This window comes from Aporhodopirellula sallentina SM41, from assembly GCF_000346505.1.
GTDB classification, from domain to species: domain Bacteria; phylum Planctomycetota; class Planctomycetia; order Pirellulales; family Pirellulaceae; genus Rhodopirellula; species Rhodopirellula sallentina.
Genome location: NZ_ANOH01000364.1, coordinates 18890 through 37955 on the forward strand (window position 1 = coordinate 18890; position 19066 = coordinate 37955).

Below are 19066 nucleotides of genomic sequence, written 5' to 3' on the forward strand. Positions count from 1 at the left end.
TCCGCTATCGCCCGGCCTCAAAAATCTCTTGGATCTCCTCGGGATGCAGCGCTGTACTCAGCAAAACGAATTCGTCGATTCTGCCGTCAAGGTTGCGAATCGGTTCGTCGCCTGTCTTGCGTGGTCGCAGCCAATTGCCGATCTCCGCCGCGCCGATCCGAAGTGGTTCAGCACGCGGAAGACGATTCCAGGCGGTTTGCGTTCCATTCACAAAGTGACGCACCGTCTTGGATTGCGAATCATACGTGGTCGCCAGATGCGTCCAGCGTCCGAGAGGCGAAAGCGAAACCAACGGCGTCGAACCGGTTTGCATTTGGCGACTGAGCTTGACGCTGGATTGACCGATCCCCAGCTTGAGATCACCTTGCCTCGCGATTTGCCAGTGCGGCCGCCACGAATCAAAAACGTCGGTTAGCAGCAATGCTTGATTGACTCCCCGAAGCTCGTCAACGCGAACCCAACACGCGAAGGTCAACTGGGGATACCTCCCCGGGACTCGCACACGAATACGATCTGTCGTGTTGTAAAAGCCGAGCGCCTGCTTCTGCGGCCATCGCCCGGGAACGACTTCACACCCGACGACAGTCGCCTTGACTTCTAATCCTTGCACTGTTGCCAGATTCGTCACCCCCTGACGCGAAAGAAGCTGCTTGTCCCCTTCTTCAAAATTGAAGTAAACCACCAGATCGCTCCGGCGGGAGAACTCTTCGCTCCATTGCTGCCAACGCCGGTACCTCGCCGACACCGACTCATCAATTGCCGAAGCGGAAGGAAATCCGAATAGATCGAAGCTTGCTTCCCGCAGCCCGAACGTTGGCCCGACCTCCACGCTTTCGCCTTCCACCAGCGATTTGCCGAATTCGTTATCGGAAGTATTTCCAACGTCTTTCGGGAAGACATCAACCAAACCGTCGATCACATGAATCTTTGACACACCGTCGGCGGCTGACGAAATTGCAAACTCGGTTCCGCGATCCACCAATCGCACCGAATCGGTCGTCACGCTAAATCCTTCGGCACCATCGGGAACGCTCGCACGCAACTTGCCCTCCCGCAAATGAGCACGATCCAAGGACAACAAATCCAAATCAACAGGCCCTTCGAGGAACAGAGTCACACCGTTGTAAACGCGAATTTCCGCGAAACCTGAATCCAACTGCAACCGCCCTGGAGGTAATTTCATCGGAGGCACATTGTCTTCACGCCACACATCACCTGACGTTTGCGCGATCATCGCAATGGTTTCGTCGGGCACCGGCAACTGCTTGGTCACCGGACGTGTTCGAGGCGATTGCCAGACAAACATCAACAACAATCCGGCCGCCAAGACGCAGACCCCGGCCAGGGCCCATTTCAGTCCACTCGTTTGCGACGCGCGAGCGGCCTGCCGCGCAAGACCGCCTCTAACATCCTCACCGCGTCTCTCACGAAGGCCTACCTCGCCCGGTCCGCCGCTCGAACTGACCAAGTCAACCAAATCCACGATCGCAGCACCGTCGAGTTCCTCCTGCAGGATAGAGTCCAACCGAAAGTGATCTACCCACTCTTCCAAGAACTCTCGATCCGCACGCATCAACTCCTGAGCGCGCAGAGCGTCCTGCCGCGACAGAGAACCACTCAGCGCCGACTGTAGCAACCGCTCAAATTCTTTTCGCCGGTCCATCAAACCTGTGTCCCCATCTTTGACTCGATGCACTGAAGCAACAAACCACGAATTCGATACAACGTCTGGCGGATCGAACCGGCCGGACGGCTCATCTCATCGGCGATCCGAACGACGGACATGCCTTGGGTGTAACGCATCTCCAACAAAGTCCGCTGCGCGGTCGGCAACCGCTCCAGACAGCCCCGCAGGGCGCTGCGTTCATCATCAAATCCGATGGATCGTTCCGTCGCCGCGTCGGCCAGTTCGAGAACAAAGGATTCATCAAAGACCAAGCGATCACGCGAATAGGATCGCATCCGTTCGAGCACCTTGTACCGAGCCACTTGGCTCGACCACGCCCAAAAGTCAGTCCCGATTTCGAAGTCACCGGCCTTCTTCCACAGCACCATGTTGACCTCCTGCAACAGGTCATCCACGTCGTCATTGCCGGCCAGCAGCGAACGTAGAAAACCGCGAAGCCGCGACTGATGCTTGGCAATCAGCCCGACAACCTCCGACTGCGGATCGTTCAATTCATCATCGTTCAATGGCTGTTTCGCTTTCTCAACGTTGTTCACTGCCAACCTTCCCAACTGGCCACATTGCTAGCTGGCTAGATTGCTAGCTGGCCACATCTCGCCCACCATTCGCTAATGATCGCGAATCAGGAAGTGTCAACAACAAAACCGAACGGCCGGTCGTCCCGCCATCCGGTTCAGCAACGGATGATTTGCGGCGTGAACCGGCGGAATCCACTCAGCCGGGTTCAGTCAACGTCGCTCCCCCACCAACGCGATTTCGCGCCGGGGTTCCAGTTCGGCTTCAAGAAACCGGAATGCTGTTTCTCGAGCTTCTGCATTCGGGTAGAGCTGAGCTTCTTGATCTTCGCATCGAATTTATCTCGATTGAAACGCGGGTCGGGCTGCGGGAATTTGGCTTTTGTATCTGCCAAATACTGGTCGAGACGTTTTCGCAACGCATTGACACGTTCCGGATAAAGCGAGGCGACGTCATTTTGCTCGCCGACGTCTTTACTCAACTGATAGAGTTCATTCCTACCGTCTTCGTGGTAGTAGATCAGCTTCCAATCACCCGACCGAATCATCGACGATGGTTCGCCGCCCTGGTTTCCGTAATGTGGGTAGTGCCAGAAAAGATCACGAGGCGGAATCGTTTTCCCCTCGAGCAGCGGCACCAAACTCACCCCATCGACATGCTGCTCGGGACGCAGCGGCAAGCCCGCGAGTTCCAGGATAGTCGGGTAAAAATCCATACCGATGACGGCAACATCCGATGACGAACCGGCCTCAGTCATGCCGGGGACATGGATGATGTAGGGTTCGTGAATCCCACCTTCCCATTGCCGACCTTTGCCACCGCGAAACGGCAATAGGCTGGTCGAGTACGCGTCTCCCGAAGAAACGCCACCGTTGTCCGACGTGAAAATCACCACGGTGTCTTTGTCCAATCCGGTCGATTGCAGTTTCTCCATGACGATCCCGACGGCTGTATCCATCGACTCAACCATTCCCGCATAGATCGGATTGTCTTGGACCTGACGCACCGCCAAGCGGCGATCAAACTTGAAACGACTCGCCTGCCCAACCAAGCCCATCGACTCAGCCTTGTCACGGTATTTTTGGAACAGCTCTTTCGTCGTTTGAATCGGTCCGTGAACGGTATAGAACGACAAAAACGCGAAGAAAGGTGACTCACGATTTTCCTCGATGAACGAGGCCGTTTCATTTGCCAATCGCAACGTCAACAATTCACCATCGGGACCGCTCTCCAACCTCGGGTTTACCCACGGCGCGAAGTAGCCTCCCGCAGGCGAACCTTTGTCCCATCCTCCCTTGTTGATCGAAAACCCATGATCTTCAGGCCACGATCCTTCTGCCCCCAAATGCCACTTCCCCGCAAAGAAGGTGCGATACCCGCCATCCTGCAGAGCTTCGGCAATCGTCACGTCTTCGTGCGGCAAGCTATAAACGTACTCGGGAGGCAAAACCGGATCGTCGCGGTTCCACTGAGTCCCATGCGCCGCACCGATCCAATCGGTGATCCCGTGTCGGGCCGTTGATTTTCCCGTCATGATGCTCGCCCGCGACGGACTGCAAACACGGCACGCGGCATAACCCTGGTCGAACCGCATCCCCGACGCGGCCAACGCATCGACATTTGGCGTTTCATAGAACGTGCTGCCGTTGTACCCGAGATCACCGAACCCCAGGTCATCAACCAAGATGAACACAAAGTTACGTTGCCCCGCGTTAACGACACCGGAAAACAGACTCAGCAGCAAAACAAGCAGATATTTCATAGAACCTCGCAACTCACTTTTCGCATCGATCAGGAAAAACATGGTGGTACGAAAGAGCATAGCGTTCCCCTGCGTCGTTATCAAAACCGCGAAACGACCAAACATCGCTCGCGATTGAGAATCGAACAAGCATTCGCCTCAATCAACGAAAACAAGATTATCCGCGTTGGGCCATCATCGACCGGAGAATCAGCCCGCTCATTTTAGCTACGATCTAGGGTCGGGCGATGAGTTTTCGGATTGGTTCTCTGCGTACAGCACCTCGCATCATGCAACTCTTGATTCTTTTCCTATGTGTCGCAGTCCTGCTCGTTGCGATCAGTGGCTGGAAACTGCATCCGTTTCTCGCGCTACTTGCCATTGGATTGCTCTACGGGATCGCCTGCGGGTTGGGACCGGTTCGGTCGGTTGAGCTGTTGACCGAAGGGTTCGCGGGAACGCTGCAGTGGATCGCGATCATCATGGTCCTCGGCGCCATGATCGGAGAAATTTCCAACGACACCGGAGGCGCATCCCTGATCGCGCGTTCGACGTTAAAGCTGTCCGGAGAGAAACGCCTCCCGTACGCGATGGGCATCACCGGCTACATCATTTCCATCCCGGTGTTTGTCGACGTTGCCTACATCATGATGCAATCCGTCACCGAGGCTCTTGCCGCAAAGAGCAAACAAAATATCCTCGGTGTTGGTCTTTCGCTCGCGACAGGACTGACGGCGACTCACGCCTTGATGCCACCGACTCCCGGACCTCTCGCGGTTGCCGGCATTTTGGATGGCCAATTGGGACGGATCATCCTGATCAATTTCTTCGTCGCGTTTTCCGCAATGGCGGGCGGCTTAGCGTGGGCGATCTTTTACTGCCGCAAAGTGGAACTGGACGCGGACAGAATCATTCGCGAAAGATACGCCTCGAAGTCGAAGGATACGTTATCCAAGGGCGTTTCCTCTGACAGCAAATCACAACCCCACAACCAATCCATCTGGATCGCCTGCCTACCCATCTTTGCGCCGCTGGTGCTAATCGCAATCGGTTCATTCACGCCATCGGAATCAACAAATCACTGGTCCACGATGGCCCGCTTTTTGGGTTCTCCCCTCGTCGCACTTTCGATCGGCGTGATCCTAGCGACGCTGCAATATGGACGCGACGTCAGCATGAGTCGGCTATCGAGCGTCACCGAGCGTGCAATTGAAAAGACCGCGCTCGTCGTCATGCTCACCGGCGCGGGCGGCGCATTCGGGCACGTCATCAAAAACTCCGGCGTCACCGAAACCATTTCACAATACGCGTCAGAGATCGAATCGGTCGGCTTTCTGTTTCCTTTTCTGCTCGCATCCATTATCACAACAACGACCGGGTCGATCACCGTTTCGATGATCACGACCGCATCCATTGTTGCCCCCGCTCTCACGACGCTAGGCATCTCTGCCGAAATGGCCGCGGCATTGATCGGCAGCGGTTCGTTCTGCGTCTTCCATGTCAATTCCAGCTTCTTTTGGCTGTTGAATCGTCTTCACGACGCGCCTCCAACGGTGCTCCTAAAAACCTACACGGTTCAATCGCTCTGCATGGGCTTGGGTGCACTCGCCGCGGTGCTGCTCTTGAAACTTTGCGGCCTGCAGTAGCCGTCGCTTTCTCGGAGAACGCACCTTGTCCTCGGTCGCGATGTCACCCGATTCGAGGCGAGTTGTTTGCAACGTCGTACGTCAACGACACGCGTTCGCCCCCAACGCAATTCACTCGCCGCTACGCCTGACGAAGTGCATCGACAATCGGAACGGTCGCCGCCTGCACCGCAGGCGCCACCCCCGCGACAACGCCGACCAGAGCCGAAATACTAATTCCGGACACGGCTAAACCGATCGAGGGACGAAAGGCGATCGTGGCCCCCTCGGCACCAATTGCAAAGCCGCCACCCCACAGTAAAGCCAGAGCGAAGAGAGTTCCGCTGAAACCGCCGACGATACACAACAGCGTACTTTCCGCGAGCACCAAACGCATCGTCCGCACCGGACGCACACCAATCGTTTGCAGCACCGCGTACTCTTTCATGCGGTCTTGCACACTCATTACCGTGGTGGTCGCAACGAGTGACAGAACGAGCCCCACGCATGCATAGCCGAGCCAATGTGCGAACCCGATAAGGTCCACCAAATCGGACAGAGTGCTAGCCTGAAAAGCACCTTTGCGGCGAGTCTTGGTCGCCACCGCACCGGTTCGCAGTTTCGCGTCGATTTCGGAAGCCACTCGATCTGGATCGGCTCCTTCGGCCAACGTGACTTCGTGCTGGGTCACCAATCCTGCCGCATCGAGACCGCGGGTGTACTGCAGAAACGCGAGACTCGTATAAATCAAATTCTCTTCCGACGGAACGCTCGACTCAAAGACCCCCGCGACTTTGACAGAGATCTCTCCGATCGAAAACTGATCACCAGCGTCGAGCCCTCTTCGCTGAGCAACGTTCCTGCCCACGATCGCCGCATCACGCTGGCTCTCGAACCCATCCCAACTCCCTTCGACTAACTCGATCGGACGTGACGAACGAATCTGTTCAGGATCGGCACCGTTGAAAACGACGATGTCTAAACTCGCACGACAGTTGTTCGTCCAAACCTGAATCGGCATCACATCACGGACACCAGAGACTTCCTTAATTTTGCCCGCATAGTCTTCAGGCAGCCGACTGCTCGTCGGACAAAATCGGTTCTCTTGAAATACGATCAAACTGCGGTCCGCGTCCTCTCCCGTTGTCAAACGATTGAGGCCCTCCTGAACCGACCCGACAAAGCAGAACACGAACATCGCCACCGCGGCACCTGACACAGTCAACAGCGTTCGCGTTCGATGTCGCCAAAGCGTTTTCAGGACGTAGGTAATCATTGCGTTGCCACCGAACCGCTCGCAGGCGTTTGATCCTCGGGCACCAAGACCGTTTTTTCTCTCTCAACAAATTTGCCGTTTTGCAGCAGCAATCGGCGAGAGGCAATCTCGGCCGCCTCCGCATCGTGCGTTACCATCAACATGGTGATGTTCAACTCCTTGTTGAGCCGCTGCAGCAGCACCTGTATTTGCTCACTGGTCTCGGTATCAAGGCTCCCGGTTGGTTCATCGGCGACGACCACCTTAGGGTGCGAGACGATCGCCCGTGCGATCCCCACACGTTGTTCCTGTCCCCCTGACAATTGCCGTGGGTAATGCTCTGCACGATCACTTAACCCCACCGCTTCGAGTGCCAACTCCACACGTTGTCGCCGCTCGGTCGATGACAGCTTTAAAAGAAGTGTCGGCAACTCAACGTTCTCGTATGCGGTCAGAACGGGGATCAAGTTGTGAGTTTGGAAGATATAACCCAAGTTCGCAGCTCTCCAGTCCGCCAATTTGCTTCGCGACAGTTCGGTAATCTCCGTCCCGTCAACGAAGATCGTCCCCGAATCAACTCGATCGATCCCACTGACCAGGTTGAGCAGCGTACTCTTTCCAGTTCCACTCGGTCCCATCAGGGAAACGAACTCTCCCTGCTCGATCGACAAATCAACGTCATCCAACGGTGTGATCGTCTCGTCTCCTTTTTGGAAACTCTTCGACACGCCTCGCAATTCTACCAACGCCATTTATTTCATCCCTATTCTTTGATCGTCACCACGAATCAATACCGGTTTACCATCCGTCAGCGGTTCGGAGCGATCCACGACGATCTTTTCGGTCACGCGCAACCCCGATTCAACCTCAATGAGTCCTTCGTTGCTTTCCCCGCCCAAAATCACTTGTCGTTTTTGAGAGCGACCTTCCGAATCGACGATCCAAACATACGATCCCGCGTCGTCCGATTCGATCACTTGCTTGGGCGCGAACAGACGTTCGGATTGTTGAGTCTCTTTGCCGGAGGTCTGAACCTCAGGCGACATAAACGTGGCGGTTACCAACATTTCCGGGCTAACCGTGGACGGTGGACGCATCAACTCGACCTTCACTTCCAAAGTGTTCTTTTGCACGTTCGCGGAACTCGTCGACTGCAGAACTCGGCCCTGCAGCTTTGCTTTCGATGATGCGGTTTCAATTTCGACCGGTTGCCCCGGAATCACCATCGGAACATCCTCCAAACGAACGTCCACCCGCACCTGCAAACGTTCCGGATCGTACATTTCGACAACCGTGCTCGAACCTTGCCCCGGTGCGGTGCCTCCGCCTGCGACATGCGTGCCAGGCGACGCCACCAAACGCAGTACCCGACCATTCATCGGCGCACGTACGATGTTTCGATCCAACGCGAGCTCGGCGAGCCGTACCTGCAAACGAGCTTCTTCGCAGAGAGCCTTCGCCGATTGAACCTTGGCCTCCGCCTCTTCGAGTTGCCGTGTTTCTTCGACCAGCAGTTTGAGTTGCCGCTGCAACGCGGCCTCCTTGTCCTTCAATGCGTCCACCTCGCGCTGCAAGTTGGGGCGGCGTTGTTGCAGTTCGCGCAGCGTCGCTTCGGCAGCCGCGTAGTCGCTTTCCGCTCGGGCAATCACTCTTCCGGGGACCGCTCCCTTGGCAGACTGTTTTCCCTCCATGCTGCTCCGCGCGAACGCCAAGTTTGCTTCGCTCGCCTCAATCAGATACGGCAACTTCGCAAGTTCCGTTTGCGCCTTCGCTAACATGCTCCGAGCATCCGACAACTGCACTTCCAAATGCACCGGGTTGTCGCGACGCACTCGTGCGGCATCGAGTTCGGCTCGAGCCCGCTTCAGTTCGCCTTCACGAATCGCCAACAGGTTCTCCGCTTGCTCGACTTTCAATTCGGCATCGATTGAAATCAGCATCGCGATCGGTTCGCCCTTGCGGACTTGCTGACCTTCGACAACGAGTAACTCCTCGATCACGCCCTGAGTCAATGCGGCGACGCGTATCGCCGTGGGCCTCGGCTCGACCCAGCCGGGTGCCTGAAACAACGCCGTTCCCGCCTTTTGTATCACTGCCCGCTTGGACACAACGGGAACCACGGTTACCGACGGCATTGGCATCATTCGACGCCCCGCCGCCGATAAAAATGCCCCAAGAACCCTACCAGGATCGCAACCGGCAGCCCGTAACGCGTCAACCAACGTCGACGGCGCACCGGTCTCGCGTTCGGTTCACCTTTCGGTGACCGATCAATCGCGAGACGACTCAAATCAAAAGGCTCAGACATAAGCAACCAAAGCGGGCGTCGTGAGGGAACAGCAAGACCGCGTCGATCAGTCCTTCTTCACGAACACTTGATCGGCCACAACCGTCAGATTGCCTTGCTCGTCTTTCTGAGCAGTGCCGCTGACAACGACCTTAGACAGTTCTTTGACCGACAACAGCTCGCGAGCATCTTCGGCGAGTGGTCCTCCCGATTCGTCAACGATCTTGACCGTCGCGATGTTGTCTTTGACCTGATCTTGAGTGCAGCAATAGTCCCAAGGTGTTGGACAACCTTCTTCGTCGGCGCAATAAGGCACGCTCTCATCCACGATCGTGAACGCAGCCAACCCGTCAACGAACGGTTCGGTAGAACCGCCGATCAATCCGACCAAGGTAATCGGTTGGCCGTCTTCGCCCGACGCGTTCGCATCGCCCACTGAGACCGCACCGGACGGTTCGGCATCGACGAGGTACTGGGAGGTTGGTTCATCCGTTCTGTCGGCCGATGGAGATGCACCACAGCCAACAACAAAGACCAACATGCCCGCAATCAAAACACCGTATACACTCTTCATATCAAACTCCTATTGAACCCTATCGTTGGGAAAAAAGAGCCCTCGTCCGACACGTGATACGAACACGATCCAAACATGAGAAACTCCACGAAACAATCAAACTGATTTCAAACTCGTCGCAACCTCAGATCGCAACGCTTTCAGAGCAGGAGGCAACGCACCCACCACTCCCAATAAAACTCCGACACCGCAGCCGATTAATATCGCCACGCTATCAATCCGCAGAGCGAACGCGCCCATCGTGAACCGCACCGCCATTCCGTTCAGGGCGGTCAATGCCAAGACACCTGATAACAGCGATCCGGACGCGGCGAGCAACACGCCTTCTTGAACTAAACTCAACACAATCGCGCGTCGCCGAAACCCGACCGCTTGCAGTGTCGCAATTTCGCGTACACGGCCCGCAACGGCACCGTACATCATGTTCAGACCGGCAAAGATTCCTGCGGCGGATACCATCACAACAACCGACCACGCCAACAAACGCACCGGACGGTAATGCTGCTGCAAGGAAGCGTAGTAGTCGGTTTCTCGTATCGCGCGTATCTCGAGATCGGTGCGTTCTTTGCAAAACAAAGAAACCTCGCCGGCGGACCCTTCGGGTGAAAGCAGCATTGCCACCAAGCTGAGATCTTGACGCTTGGTGGCCGCCTGAAAGTCTTCCAACCGGCACCAAATCTCTGACTCGTACGCCGAACCTCCCGACGCAAATCGGCCGCTCACTGTCCACTGCTTTCCCTCGAATTCGAGGGTCTTACCGAGTGCGATCGCATCTTCAGAACTGCCGAGCTTTGCGGCCGCTAACCGCCCCACGATGACTTCACCTGCCCGCGGCCAACTCCCCTCGACCAGACGAACGGATCGACGAACCAAAGGTGTTGCCAACGTGACGCCACGAACCAAACCGAGACCGGCCTCATCCAACTCGTTCTTCACGCGTGTCCCCATGTAAAGCTCAGGGGAAACATGCGTCATACCGAAACGTGAAACCGTTCCGCCAACGCTCGCGGTCAACAACGCAGGAATCTGTGCCGCGATTGCTGAGTTTTCAATGTTCTCCTCGGAATTGACCGAATAGACGAGAACAACATCGTCGTCCCCACTGGTCGATAGCGATCGTTCGAGCCCTCGAATGAATCCGACAACGACGAACACCAACATGACCACCGTCGCGAGTGCGATCAACGTTAGCAAGGTACGCAGCGGCCGACGGGCCAAATTGCGAACACCGTATTCCCAGGGAAGCAACATATCAGTGAATCCATCACCGTTCTCGACGGCTCATGTGGACCTAAGCAGCGATCAAAAAAAGCCAGACACCAGCGCAGCCTGCAACACCGAAGCGACACGAAACCGAATCGCGCAGCAGCTACCTTGCAAAGCACATACAAACACTTGGTTCATCGCGAGAGAGACTCGCGTTTGAGATCAGCTCAGGCGATCAAATCAGCCAAGACTGGTGCGCGACGCGCACATCGCGACCACATGAATGTCGCCCTGACACGACCGCACTTGATCGCGGCAAAAGAGTGTTCGACCGAAAAGAAAATCCACTCAACACGTCGTTGAGAACCAGCCATTCCAACGGCACATCCGCCGGAAGATGAGGCCCGCTGATTTCAACAACGGCGCCCTCGCAGATGCAATCGTGCATCCCGCACCCGTCGCTGCAAGGCGATGATTGTTCTCGTTGCTCTTGCGTGGACGCAGCATCGTCATGGCAACAACCATGACATTGCGTCGTCGCGGGCTGCTCATCGGCAACCGCCGTCGCTCCACAAGGAAGACAACGCAGCGGACACGCCAACAGATTGACGATCAGCAATACGGCGAGAAGTGGTGATTTCATATCGGCATTCTATCTATGGCCCCGCCGACAAACAAGCGCAATAAAGCACCTTCCACACGGTTACCAAACTCGATTGAACGAGAAACGTGAAAGAGAGACAGCACCTCAATCCCCCCCCTTTGGTTTGATTGCGACCAATTGGTTGCAATTCGCTCACCCATTCTTTCGGCCCGACGCCCCGGTGCGAGAACACCAGTACAGCAACAAGAACATGCCACCGATCGTGCCGTGAATTAACAACGTTTCTTCGGCCCATGAGACGTCTCTTACCGGTACCCCAAACTCGTGGCACAGCGTTTGCGATCCCTACGACGCCGCTGATACGACGCGAACGTTACGTCGCAGTGACGAGCAAACGTTCCACCTGCTTTCAGCGATGCACTGAGTCCGCACCTTGCCGGTTCCCGAAGACATTCGGAATCGTTCCGCAACATTCAACCTCACCGAGCAAATCTGATGAGCCAACCAAATCTCCGACCGTGGCTCGACCTTGCATCACGGTTCCGGGGCTTCTGCCATCCCTTCGCCCTTCATCTCTTTTGCGCCGGAGGGCTCAACAAATGATTGCGTCCGCCTTCTCAGATCTCTCCCGCAACGCCCCGGTAACCATGCCGACCATGCCGACGACCTCAAGGCATAGTCATCAAAATGGGATCCTTCGATGCGTTGGTAACACACCGTTGGTCTCTTTGACACGCTACCTCGACGAACCTTCCGTGGAACTTCACGCAAAACTCGAGGCAGCCAATCCGGGTGGCAGTGCGAAAGACCGCCCGGCGTTGCAGATGCTTACTCATGCATTCGAAACCGGCGAGCTTTCACCGGGTGATACCGTCGTTGAGTCATCCTCGGGAAACATGGGCATTGGTTTGGCTCAGGCATGTCGGTATCACAACCTGCGATTCATTTGCGTCGTTGACCCCCACGCTCAACCGCAAAACGTCGCAATCATGAAAGCGTATGAGGCGGACGTGGTTCGTGTTACCGAACCGCACGACGGTAGTTTTCTCGCCGCACGGCTGCACCGCGTACAAAAGATCCTGGCCAAAACCCCAAACAGCTTTTGGCCCAACCAATACGCCAATCGCCAAAACCCAATCGCACACGAACTGGGGACGATCCGAGAAATTCTCGAATCAACACAAGGTGACTTCGACTATCTGTTCGTCGCAACTAGTAGCACCGGAACCGCACAAGGTTGCCGCGACTATCTGAGAAGGCTCAACCACCACGCCAAAGTCATCGCGGTGGACGCAAACGGCAGCGTTCTCTTTGGCGGCTCCCCCGGAAAGCGACTGATCCCTGGAATCGGCGCCGGCCATCTTCCTGCGTTGGCGAAAGACCAGACGTTCGACGACGTGGCCCGCGTCTCGGATATCGACTGCGTCGTCGGCTGCCGTCGTGCGTCGCAACGAGAAGCAATTCTCGTTGGTGGTTCCGCAGGCGGTGTTTTGGAAGTAGTTCGAGCACACCAGAACCGAATTCGCGGTAAACGAATTGTTGCCATCCTGCACGACTCGGGTACTCGGTACCTAGACACGGTATTCAGCGATCAGTGGGTTCAGTCGGAACTCGGCGTCACACCAAACATGATCGAAGAAAGGATCCACGCTCCCGCACTGACAGCTCCGGCACCGAATCATCCGCAAAGCGAGACCTCGTCGTAATGAATCCTCAAACCATTCCCGCTCCACTCGGCGAGTCCGCATCCTCCCCGTCGATATCCAGCCATGCTACTGATGCGGCACGATCGAACAGCGACTCCTCGGCCGACACGCGTGAACCGGATGAACCTATTCTGCTCGGGCGAGAGTACCGCATCGGTGTTGTCGGCTGCGGGCCTCGCGGGCTGTACTGCCTTCAATCGCTAGCGGACGAACTAGCGCAGATGCAACCGCTGCCGACGTTGGCGATTTTCATATTCGAACCTGCCGACTTTCCCGGTGCGGGTAACGTCTATGATCCCCGTCAACCGCGATATCTCAGGATGAACTTCGCCGCCAAAAACATCGACGCGTGGCCACCGCGAAGCCAGCCCGATGACCAACGCCTTAATTTGGTCGAGTGGCTACGTCGCGAAGCAGGCGAGGAAACTCACCCGAACTCTTTCGTGAGCCGCGCCTCGGTCGGCCAATACCTTCACCGTTGTTACCATCAAGTGATCGGGCAACTCGCCTCGTTCGCCACTGTCACGGTGATTCAAGAGGAAGTCTCGTCGATCGATCGCTTGACCGACGCCTGGCAAATCAGGACCGATCGCATGCTGTCGAGCGTCGACGAACTCCTGATCACGACGGGACATGGCCAGTGGGACAAACCACCGGAACCCAGCGTCCCCATTCAATCAACCTGGATCCCCACCTTCCCGGTCGGAGAGAACTTGTCGATTGATGTCGTGCCTCCGCAAAGCACCGTCGCTATTCGCGGTTTTGGCTTGACCTGCATCGACGCCACGCTCGCAATGACGGAAGGACGTGGAGGAGAGTTCGAACGTTCCGGCCAAGACTGGCGTTATCAATCAACGGGACAAGAACCTCAATGCCTGTACCCATTTTCTCGTTCGGGTCGACCGATGCTGGCCAAGCCAGACGAGTCCCTTTTCCATCACCCTGACGAACTTTGCGAGGTCTGGTCGGAAGGGCGTAAGTCGATTAGCAAAATCTCCCAGCCGATCACGTCTCAAGTGCTCTCGCACACGTTGTGGCCGCTGATCACCGATACCGCAGCAATGGCTTTACAAACCTGCACTCGCATTCCAACGACGACCGCAAGCGATATCCGATCGTGGTTCGACATTTGGTGCAGCGAAGAGATGAACGGGGACGTCGCTTTTCACACGATGCATGAATCCTACCGAGTCGCGACGGGCCAATCCGATCCCAATATCGCCTGGGCACTCGGAACCGCCTGGAGAAACCTCTACCCCGCATTGGTTGATTGCATCAGCTACGGCCGATTGGTAGCCGAGGTATGGCCGAAGTTCCGTCGTATCGCCGTCGAAATGGAACGAATCGCGTTCGGGCCGCCGGCAGAGAACGTCGGAAAAATGCTGGCACTGATCAACGCGTCTCTCGTGGATCTGCGTTTCGCATGTGGTCGGATCGAAAAATCCAGTGAAGGTGATTCACGACTATCGCTTCGTGATCGCTCTCGCTCAAACGCCTCCTGCCATTCACTGACGATCGACCGCTGCGTGAATGCCGTTCTCAAATCGCCACGACAATGCCTCTCCGCGCCCCCCTTCGATTCGCTGGAAGAAAAGGCAATCATTGAACGCCTCCAAGGTCCATCAACGTTGCGTGTGGACGCCGACGGCAAACCACTGCGACATAATTGCGATTCGCCTGACCGGTTGTCCATTCTCGGTCGTGCCACCGAGGGCTGCATCCTTGGCAACGATACCCTCAGCCGTACACTGCATGATCACCCTCAACGTTGGGCATCGAGCGTCGCAGCCAATCTTCGGAAAGTAAACCTATTGACATGAGCATCGCCGCAAATCCTCACCAGGCAATCCAGTCGGACGAATGGAATCGTTTGCAAAGCCACTGCCGTGGCGTGACTCCTCTTAACGCGCGGTGGGCGGATTGGATGGTCGATGCTCTCACCCTCCATTCCGCTTCCTTGCATCGCTTGATCGAAGAACATGGCTCGCCGATTAACGTGGTAACGCCCGTTCCGTTGCAGCGTAATCTGAAACAACTGTGCGATGTCGCGTGTGAGCGTGAAGTCGATTTCCGACCCTTTTTTGCTCGCAAAGCAAACAAGTGCCTGACATTCGTGGACGCGGCCAAACAGATCGACGCGGGCGTCGACGTCGCGAGCGAACCGGAATGCCAACAAACGCTCGATCGCGGCATTCCTGGCCCGAACATAATCTGTACCGCTGCGATCAAAACGTGGTCGCTGATCGAGTTGTGCGTTCGCAATCAGGTCACGATCGCGGTCGACAACGACGACGAACTCGACGTGGTTGACGCGGTCACGTCCGACTTATCGCTCCCAGCAAACATCGCGATCCGGCTCAGTGGGTTCTCGCACAACGAAACCAAACTTCACTCGCGGTTCGGTTTTGACATCGATTCGGTCCACGAAGTTGAAGACAAAATATCGTTGCTCGCTGCCGACGAAAAAGTGAAACTCCATGGACTCCACTTTCACCTCGACGGCTACTGTGCGGACCAGCGAAAGTCCGCGATCAAACAGTGCCTGCCATGGATCGATCGCCTTCGTTCCCAAGGACACGACATTCGCTTTCTAGACATCGGTGGCGGTCTCCCCATGAGCTACCTCAACGATAATGAGCAATGGGACAGATTCTGGAAGTCTCTCCGAGAGTCACTGCGTGGCCATCAACCTCCAATCACCTACCGCAACCACGGTCTCGGACTGCGTCATGACCACAATGGCATCACCGACACAGCGAACACGTATCCGTACTTCCAACAGCCCGTACGTGCCGAATGGTTCGCCGAAGTGTTGGACGCGGATTCGGGCGAAAACTGTTCGATCGCATCCGCCATCAAGAAAAGCTCTTTGCAATTGCGGTGCGAACCCGGGCGAAGCAGCCTAGACGCTTGCGGGATGACGGTAGCGAGAGTTGAATTCACCAAACATCACCCCAACGGCGATTGGTTCATTGGCCTCGGCATGAATCGCACCCAATGTCGAACCGGCAGCGATGACTTTCTGGTCGACCCGGTTGTATTGACGAGCCCGAAGGACTTCGACAACGCGACTGAAACCACAGCAACGCGTTCTCCTCGCAGCGGCTACCTCGTAGGCGCCTATTGCACCGAGTCCGAGTTGATTCAATTGCGAAAGCTGCAATTCCCTCAAGGCATCCAAAGGGGAGATCTTGTCGTCTTCCCCAATACCGCCGGTTACTTCATGCATTTTCTCGAAAGCCGGTCGCATCAGTTCCCGCTGGCAAAGAATGTTGTCTTCGACGAGGACTCGGCGGAAGTGTTTCGCCTCGACGCGATCGATGCAAAATCGCTATAAGCGCAAACGGATTTCAACCAAGTGAATTCGCCAGGCCCGTAGCTGAATTCGCCAGAATTCAGTCCACCGAAGGCTGGCGACATCGGCGACATCCTTTTCGGATCAGCGTCCCAAAGAAGTCGGTTCGGTCGACCTCGTATCTGCAAACAACAATTCGCTGTCGATCACGTCACTCACAATTTCTTGGTCGATCTCGCCCTCTTGATCTTGGCTGTGCAACACCGAAATGTCGCCGGTGGTTTCGAAGACGACCGCGAGAACTTGGTCGCGTCGAAAGGCGTTTGCCTCGCGGAGCTTCGCGCAAACGTCCCCTCGGGTAACATTGGCCTTTCGCAGATTCTCGTCAATCATTCGCCCCCCAGCCATCAACAGAAGGGGCTCATTGTCAACGAATTTGCTAAACCCATCGAGTCGTTGCCTCAACAACGCCAACAAAAACTGGCCCAAGAACAGACACGCCAAGGCCACGATCCCAATCACGAGCGATGGGTTCGACGATGATATCGTGGAGGCAAAAAGCGACCCCACCGCGACGGTCATCGCAAAATCAGATGCCGACATTTTCGAAAAGCTACGCAGACCGGAGAATCGCGTGTAAGCAAGTATCACCGCGTAAATGATGACCGACGAAACGACGACCATCGTGACTTCACCGAGGCTCGCCGAGGTCCATTGGTCGAATGCATTCTTCATCGATACTATCCTGCTAATAAGAGAAACGTCGCGAACCTTCAGAAGAATGAACACGCCGACGCGCATGCTCGCTACCATTGCATCAACGCAAATAGCCATAACGCATCACTACCGGGCGACCGCGACTGGCCGACAACATCGGTGTCCCGCGTAAGCGATTCCAACGACGCTGGCCTGACAACTGCAAACGAACCGCAAATGATGTACCACACGAGAACGACATGAACTTATTCACACGTCGCGTATTTCTTCAAACGACTGCGATCGCTGCTGCCGCGACGGCATCAGGGCAAGCCAGGTCTATCGATCGCTTCGAACGAAATGAAGCTCGCGTTCAGGACATTTCGCTGAGCGCGTATTCGTTCAAACGTTCCATGCGATGGTGGAAGGGGACACGCACCAATGGAAAAATGGACTTGCTTGACTTTCTCGACTACTGCGCGGACGCCGGGGTAGAGGCTGCAGAACTGACGTCCTACTTCTTTCCATATCCGTTGAACCTCGACTACCTCAATCAAATCAAACGTCGCGCCCATTTGCTCGGCATCGACATTTCCGGTGGCGCGATGGGCAACTGTTTTGCCAACACGCCAGGAAGCGAACAGGCGGATGCAGACATGGATTACTTCCGCCAATGGATTGACCGCTTCGCCGACGTTGGTGCTCCTGCCGTGCGAGTCTTTGCGGGGCAGGGCAGGCAACCCGGGATCGACAAACAGCAATCCTTGGCCAACGTCATCGCCAATCTGCAACCAGCCTTACGTTACGCGGAATCACGCGGTGTGATGCTGGGCCTAGAAAACCATGACATGCTGCAGAACGCCGACGACCTGCTCCACATTGTTGAAACGATCGATTCACCATGGTTGGGTGTCACCTGGGATTCCGCGAACCTATCCGCCACTCCGGATCCTTACGCTGAACTCGCCAAGATTGCTCCTCACGCAATCACCGCTCAACTGAAACTATCGACGCGTATCAACGGGCAACCCGTTGCAGCCGATATCCCGCGTTTGCTGTCGATTCTCCAAGACGCCAACTACCGCGGCTACGTCGTCCTCGAGTACGAGGAAAAGGAACCACCCGAGATAGCGATCCCCACGTTTATCGCTGACGTTCGGACCGCGCTGGACGCATCGTCAGATCAAACCCAGCATTCCGAATCACCCGCGAACGACTGACACGAAACAGGCGACTATGTCCCGACCAGATCACTCGTTCTCCTGAACGAGATCAAAATGCACTTCACGCATGGGCAGCCAAAAATCGTTCTTATGATTCGGGTCATTCGAACGTACGACATTGAGACTAATCTGCAACTTCTTCAAGGCCGTATCAAACTGACTCTTCGTGCACCCGGTACGTTGCACGGTCTGCTTTCGCAACTGACCCGTATACATCGGTTCGACGCGAACAATCTCATAGACCTCTTGCACCAGCGGGTCTAGCTGTGACACGTCTTGAAAAGCAGACGGAAAGTGTTCCGTTCGGAAATACTCCATCTCCATCAACACCGCATCCCCGCCGGCAATCTTCCCGTAGAAAACTTCGTCGGGGTACGTTTGGGGAATCCGCGTCTTCCAATCCCAAACTGCCGTCACCTTGGGACTCCAACCGCCGGCCTTGGGCTTGTCCTCTGACAACGCGGTGTGGTCCCAAAGAGACGCGTATTGCGATCCCTTGCTACCAAAAACCGTAACGACCTTCTCGCTGAGCACCAACTGATAGGCTTCTTCGAACGTCTTTATCATGATGAGGCCGCTGGTTATTTCAGTTCGCTGTTATCTCAGTTCGCTGAAGAGGAACATCTCACGAGCAAGCCAAGCCGCCAAGGC

Annotated in this window: 15 protein-coding genes; 5 read left to right on the forward strand and 10 right to left on the reverse strand. The window is 55.8% G+C overall.

Features of this window, described 5'->3' with window-relative positions:
- Positions 1 to 4: 4 nt before the first annotated feature.
- The 3 genes from RSSM_RS23840 to RSSM_RS23850 all read right to left on the reverse strand — a co-directional run bounded on the left by RSSM_RS23840 (position 5) and on the right by RSSM_RS23850 (position 3965).
- Positions 5 to 1663 (reverse strand): LamG-like jellyroll fold domain-containing protein, encoded by a 1659-nt coding sequence (locus RSSM_RS23840; protein WP_008685539.1) that lies wholly within the window; start codon positions 1661 to 1663, stop codon positions 5 to 7.
- On the reverse strand, positions 1663 to 2223 hold the full coding sequence (locus tag RSSM_RS23845; RefSeq protein ID WP_008685540.1) for a sigma-70 family RNA polymerase sigma factor: 561 nt from the start codon (positions 2221 to 2223) through the stop codon (positions 1663 to 1665). The genes RSSM_RS23840 and RSSM_RS23845 overlap by 1 nt, the downstream gene beginning before the upstream one ends.
- Before the next feature lie 188 nt (positions 2224 to 2411).
- A complete protein-coding gene (locus RSSM_RS23850; RefSeq protein ID WP_044303501.1) occupies positions 2412 to 3965 on the reverse strand; it encodes a sulfatase in 1554 nt (517 codons plus the stop codon).
- Between the two features lie 227 nt (positions 3966 to 4192).
- On the opposite strand from RSSM_RS23850, the gene RSSM_RS23855 reads away from it, so the two are divergent.
- On the forward strand, positions 4193 to 5590 hold the full coding sequence (locus tag RSSM_RS23855; protein ID WP_236621345.1) for a GntP family permease: 1398 nt from the start codon (positions 4193 to 4195) through the stop codon (positions 5588 to 5590).
- A gap of 121 nt (positions 5591 to 5711) precedes the next feature.
- On the opposite strand, the gene RSSM_RS23860 is transcribed toward RSSM_RS23855, so the two are convergent.
- The 5 genes from RSSM_RS23860 to RSSM_RS23880 all read right to left on the reverse strand — a co-directional run bounded on the left by RSSM_RS23860 (position 5712) and on the right by RSSM_RS23880 (position 10936).
- Positions 5712 to 6845: an ABC transporter permease gene (locus RSSM_RS23860; protein WP_008685543.1), complete on the reverse strand. Its 1134-nt coding sequence runs from the start codon at positions 6843 to 6845 to the stop codon at positions 5712 to 5714.
- Positions 6842 to 7576, reverse strand: a complete 735-nt coding sequence (locus tag RSSM_RS23865) for an ABC transporter ATP-binding protein (RefSeq protein ID WP_008685544.1) — start codon at positions 7574 to 7576, stop codon at positions 6842 to 6844. Before RSSM_RS23865 ends, RSSM_RS23860 begins: the two co-directional genes overlap by 4 nt.
- A complete protein-coding gene (locus RSSM_RS23870) occupies positions 7577 to 8959 on the reverse strand; it encodes an efflux RND transporter periplasmic adaptor subunit (protein WP_236621346.1) in 1383 nt (460 codons plus the stop codon).
- Positions 8960 to 9178: 219 nt separating this feature from the next.
- Positions 9179 to 9685: a hypothetical protein gene (locus RSSM_RS23875; protein WP_008685547.1), complete on the reverse strand. Its 507-nt coding sequence runs from the start codon at positions 9683 to 9685 to the stop codon at positions 9179 to 9181.
- 96 nt (positions 9686 to 9781) lie between these two features.
- Positions 9782 to 10936 (reverse strand): ABC transporter permease, encoded by a 1155-nt coding sequence (locus RSSM_RS23880; protein WP_008685548.1) that lies wholly within the window; start codon positions 10934 to 10936, stop codon positions 9782 to 9784.
- Positions 10937 to 12151: 1215 nt separating this feature from the next.
- On the opposite strand from RSSM_RS23880, the gene sbnA reads away from it, so the two are divergent.
- Genes sbnA through RSSM_RS23900 form a run of 3 tightly spaced genes read left to right on the forward strand, consistent with a single transcriptional unit; the run spans position 12152 to position 16538 of the window.
- A complete protein-coding gene (gene sbnA, locus RSSM_RS23890) occupies positions 12152 to 13201 on the forward strand; it encodes a 2,3-diaminopropionate biosynthesis protein SbnA (RefSeq protein ID WP_236621347.1) in 1050 nt (349 codons plus the stop codon).
- Complete coding sequence (locus RSSM_RS23895; protein ID WP_008685551.1) at positions 13201 to 15021, forward strand: FAD/NAD(P)-binding protein; 1821 nt, start codon at positions 13201 to 13203, stop codon at positions 15019 to 15021. Before sbnA ends, RSSM_RS23895 begins: the two co-directional genes overlap by 1 nt.
- Positions 15018 to 16538 (forward strand): Y4yA family PLP-dependent enzyme, encoded by a 1521-nt coding sequence (locus tag RSSM_RS23900; protein ID WP_008685552.1) that lies wholly within the window; start codon positions 15018 to 15020, stop codon positions 16536 to 16538. Before RSSM_RS23895 ends, RSSM_RS23900 begins: the two co-directional genes overlap by 4 nt.
- 102 nt (positions 16539 to 16640) lie before the next feature.
- Here RSSM_RS23900 and RSSM_RS23905 read toward each other — a convergent pair whose 3' ends face one another.
- Positions 16641 to 17231 (reverse strand): DUF421 domain-containing protein, encoded by a 591-nt coding sequence (locus tag RSSM_RS23905; RefSeq protein ID WP_044303486.1) that lies wholly within the window; start codon positions 17229 to 17231, stop codon positions 16641 to 16643.
- A 221-nt stretch (positions 17232 to 17452) separates the two neighbouring features.
- On the opposite strand from RSSM_RS23905, the gene RSSM_RS23910 reads away from it, so the two are divergent.
- A complete protein-coding gene (locus RSSM_RS23910; RefSeq protein WP_008685556.1) occupies positions 17453 to 18412 on the forward strand; it encodes a sugar phosphate isomerase/epimerase family protein in 960 nt (319 codons plus the stop codon).
- Positions 18413 to 18442: 30 nt separating this feature from the next.
- On the opposite strand, the gene RSSM_RS23915 is transcribed toward RSSM_RS23910, so the two are convergent.
- Positions 18443 to 18982 (reverse strand): AlkZ-related protein, encoded by a 540-nt coding sequence (locus RSSM_RS23915; RefSeq protein ID WP_008685560.1) that lies wholly within the window; start codon positions 18980 to 18982, stop codon positions 18443 to 18445.
- Positions 18983 to 19066: the final 84 nt, after the last annotated feature.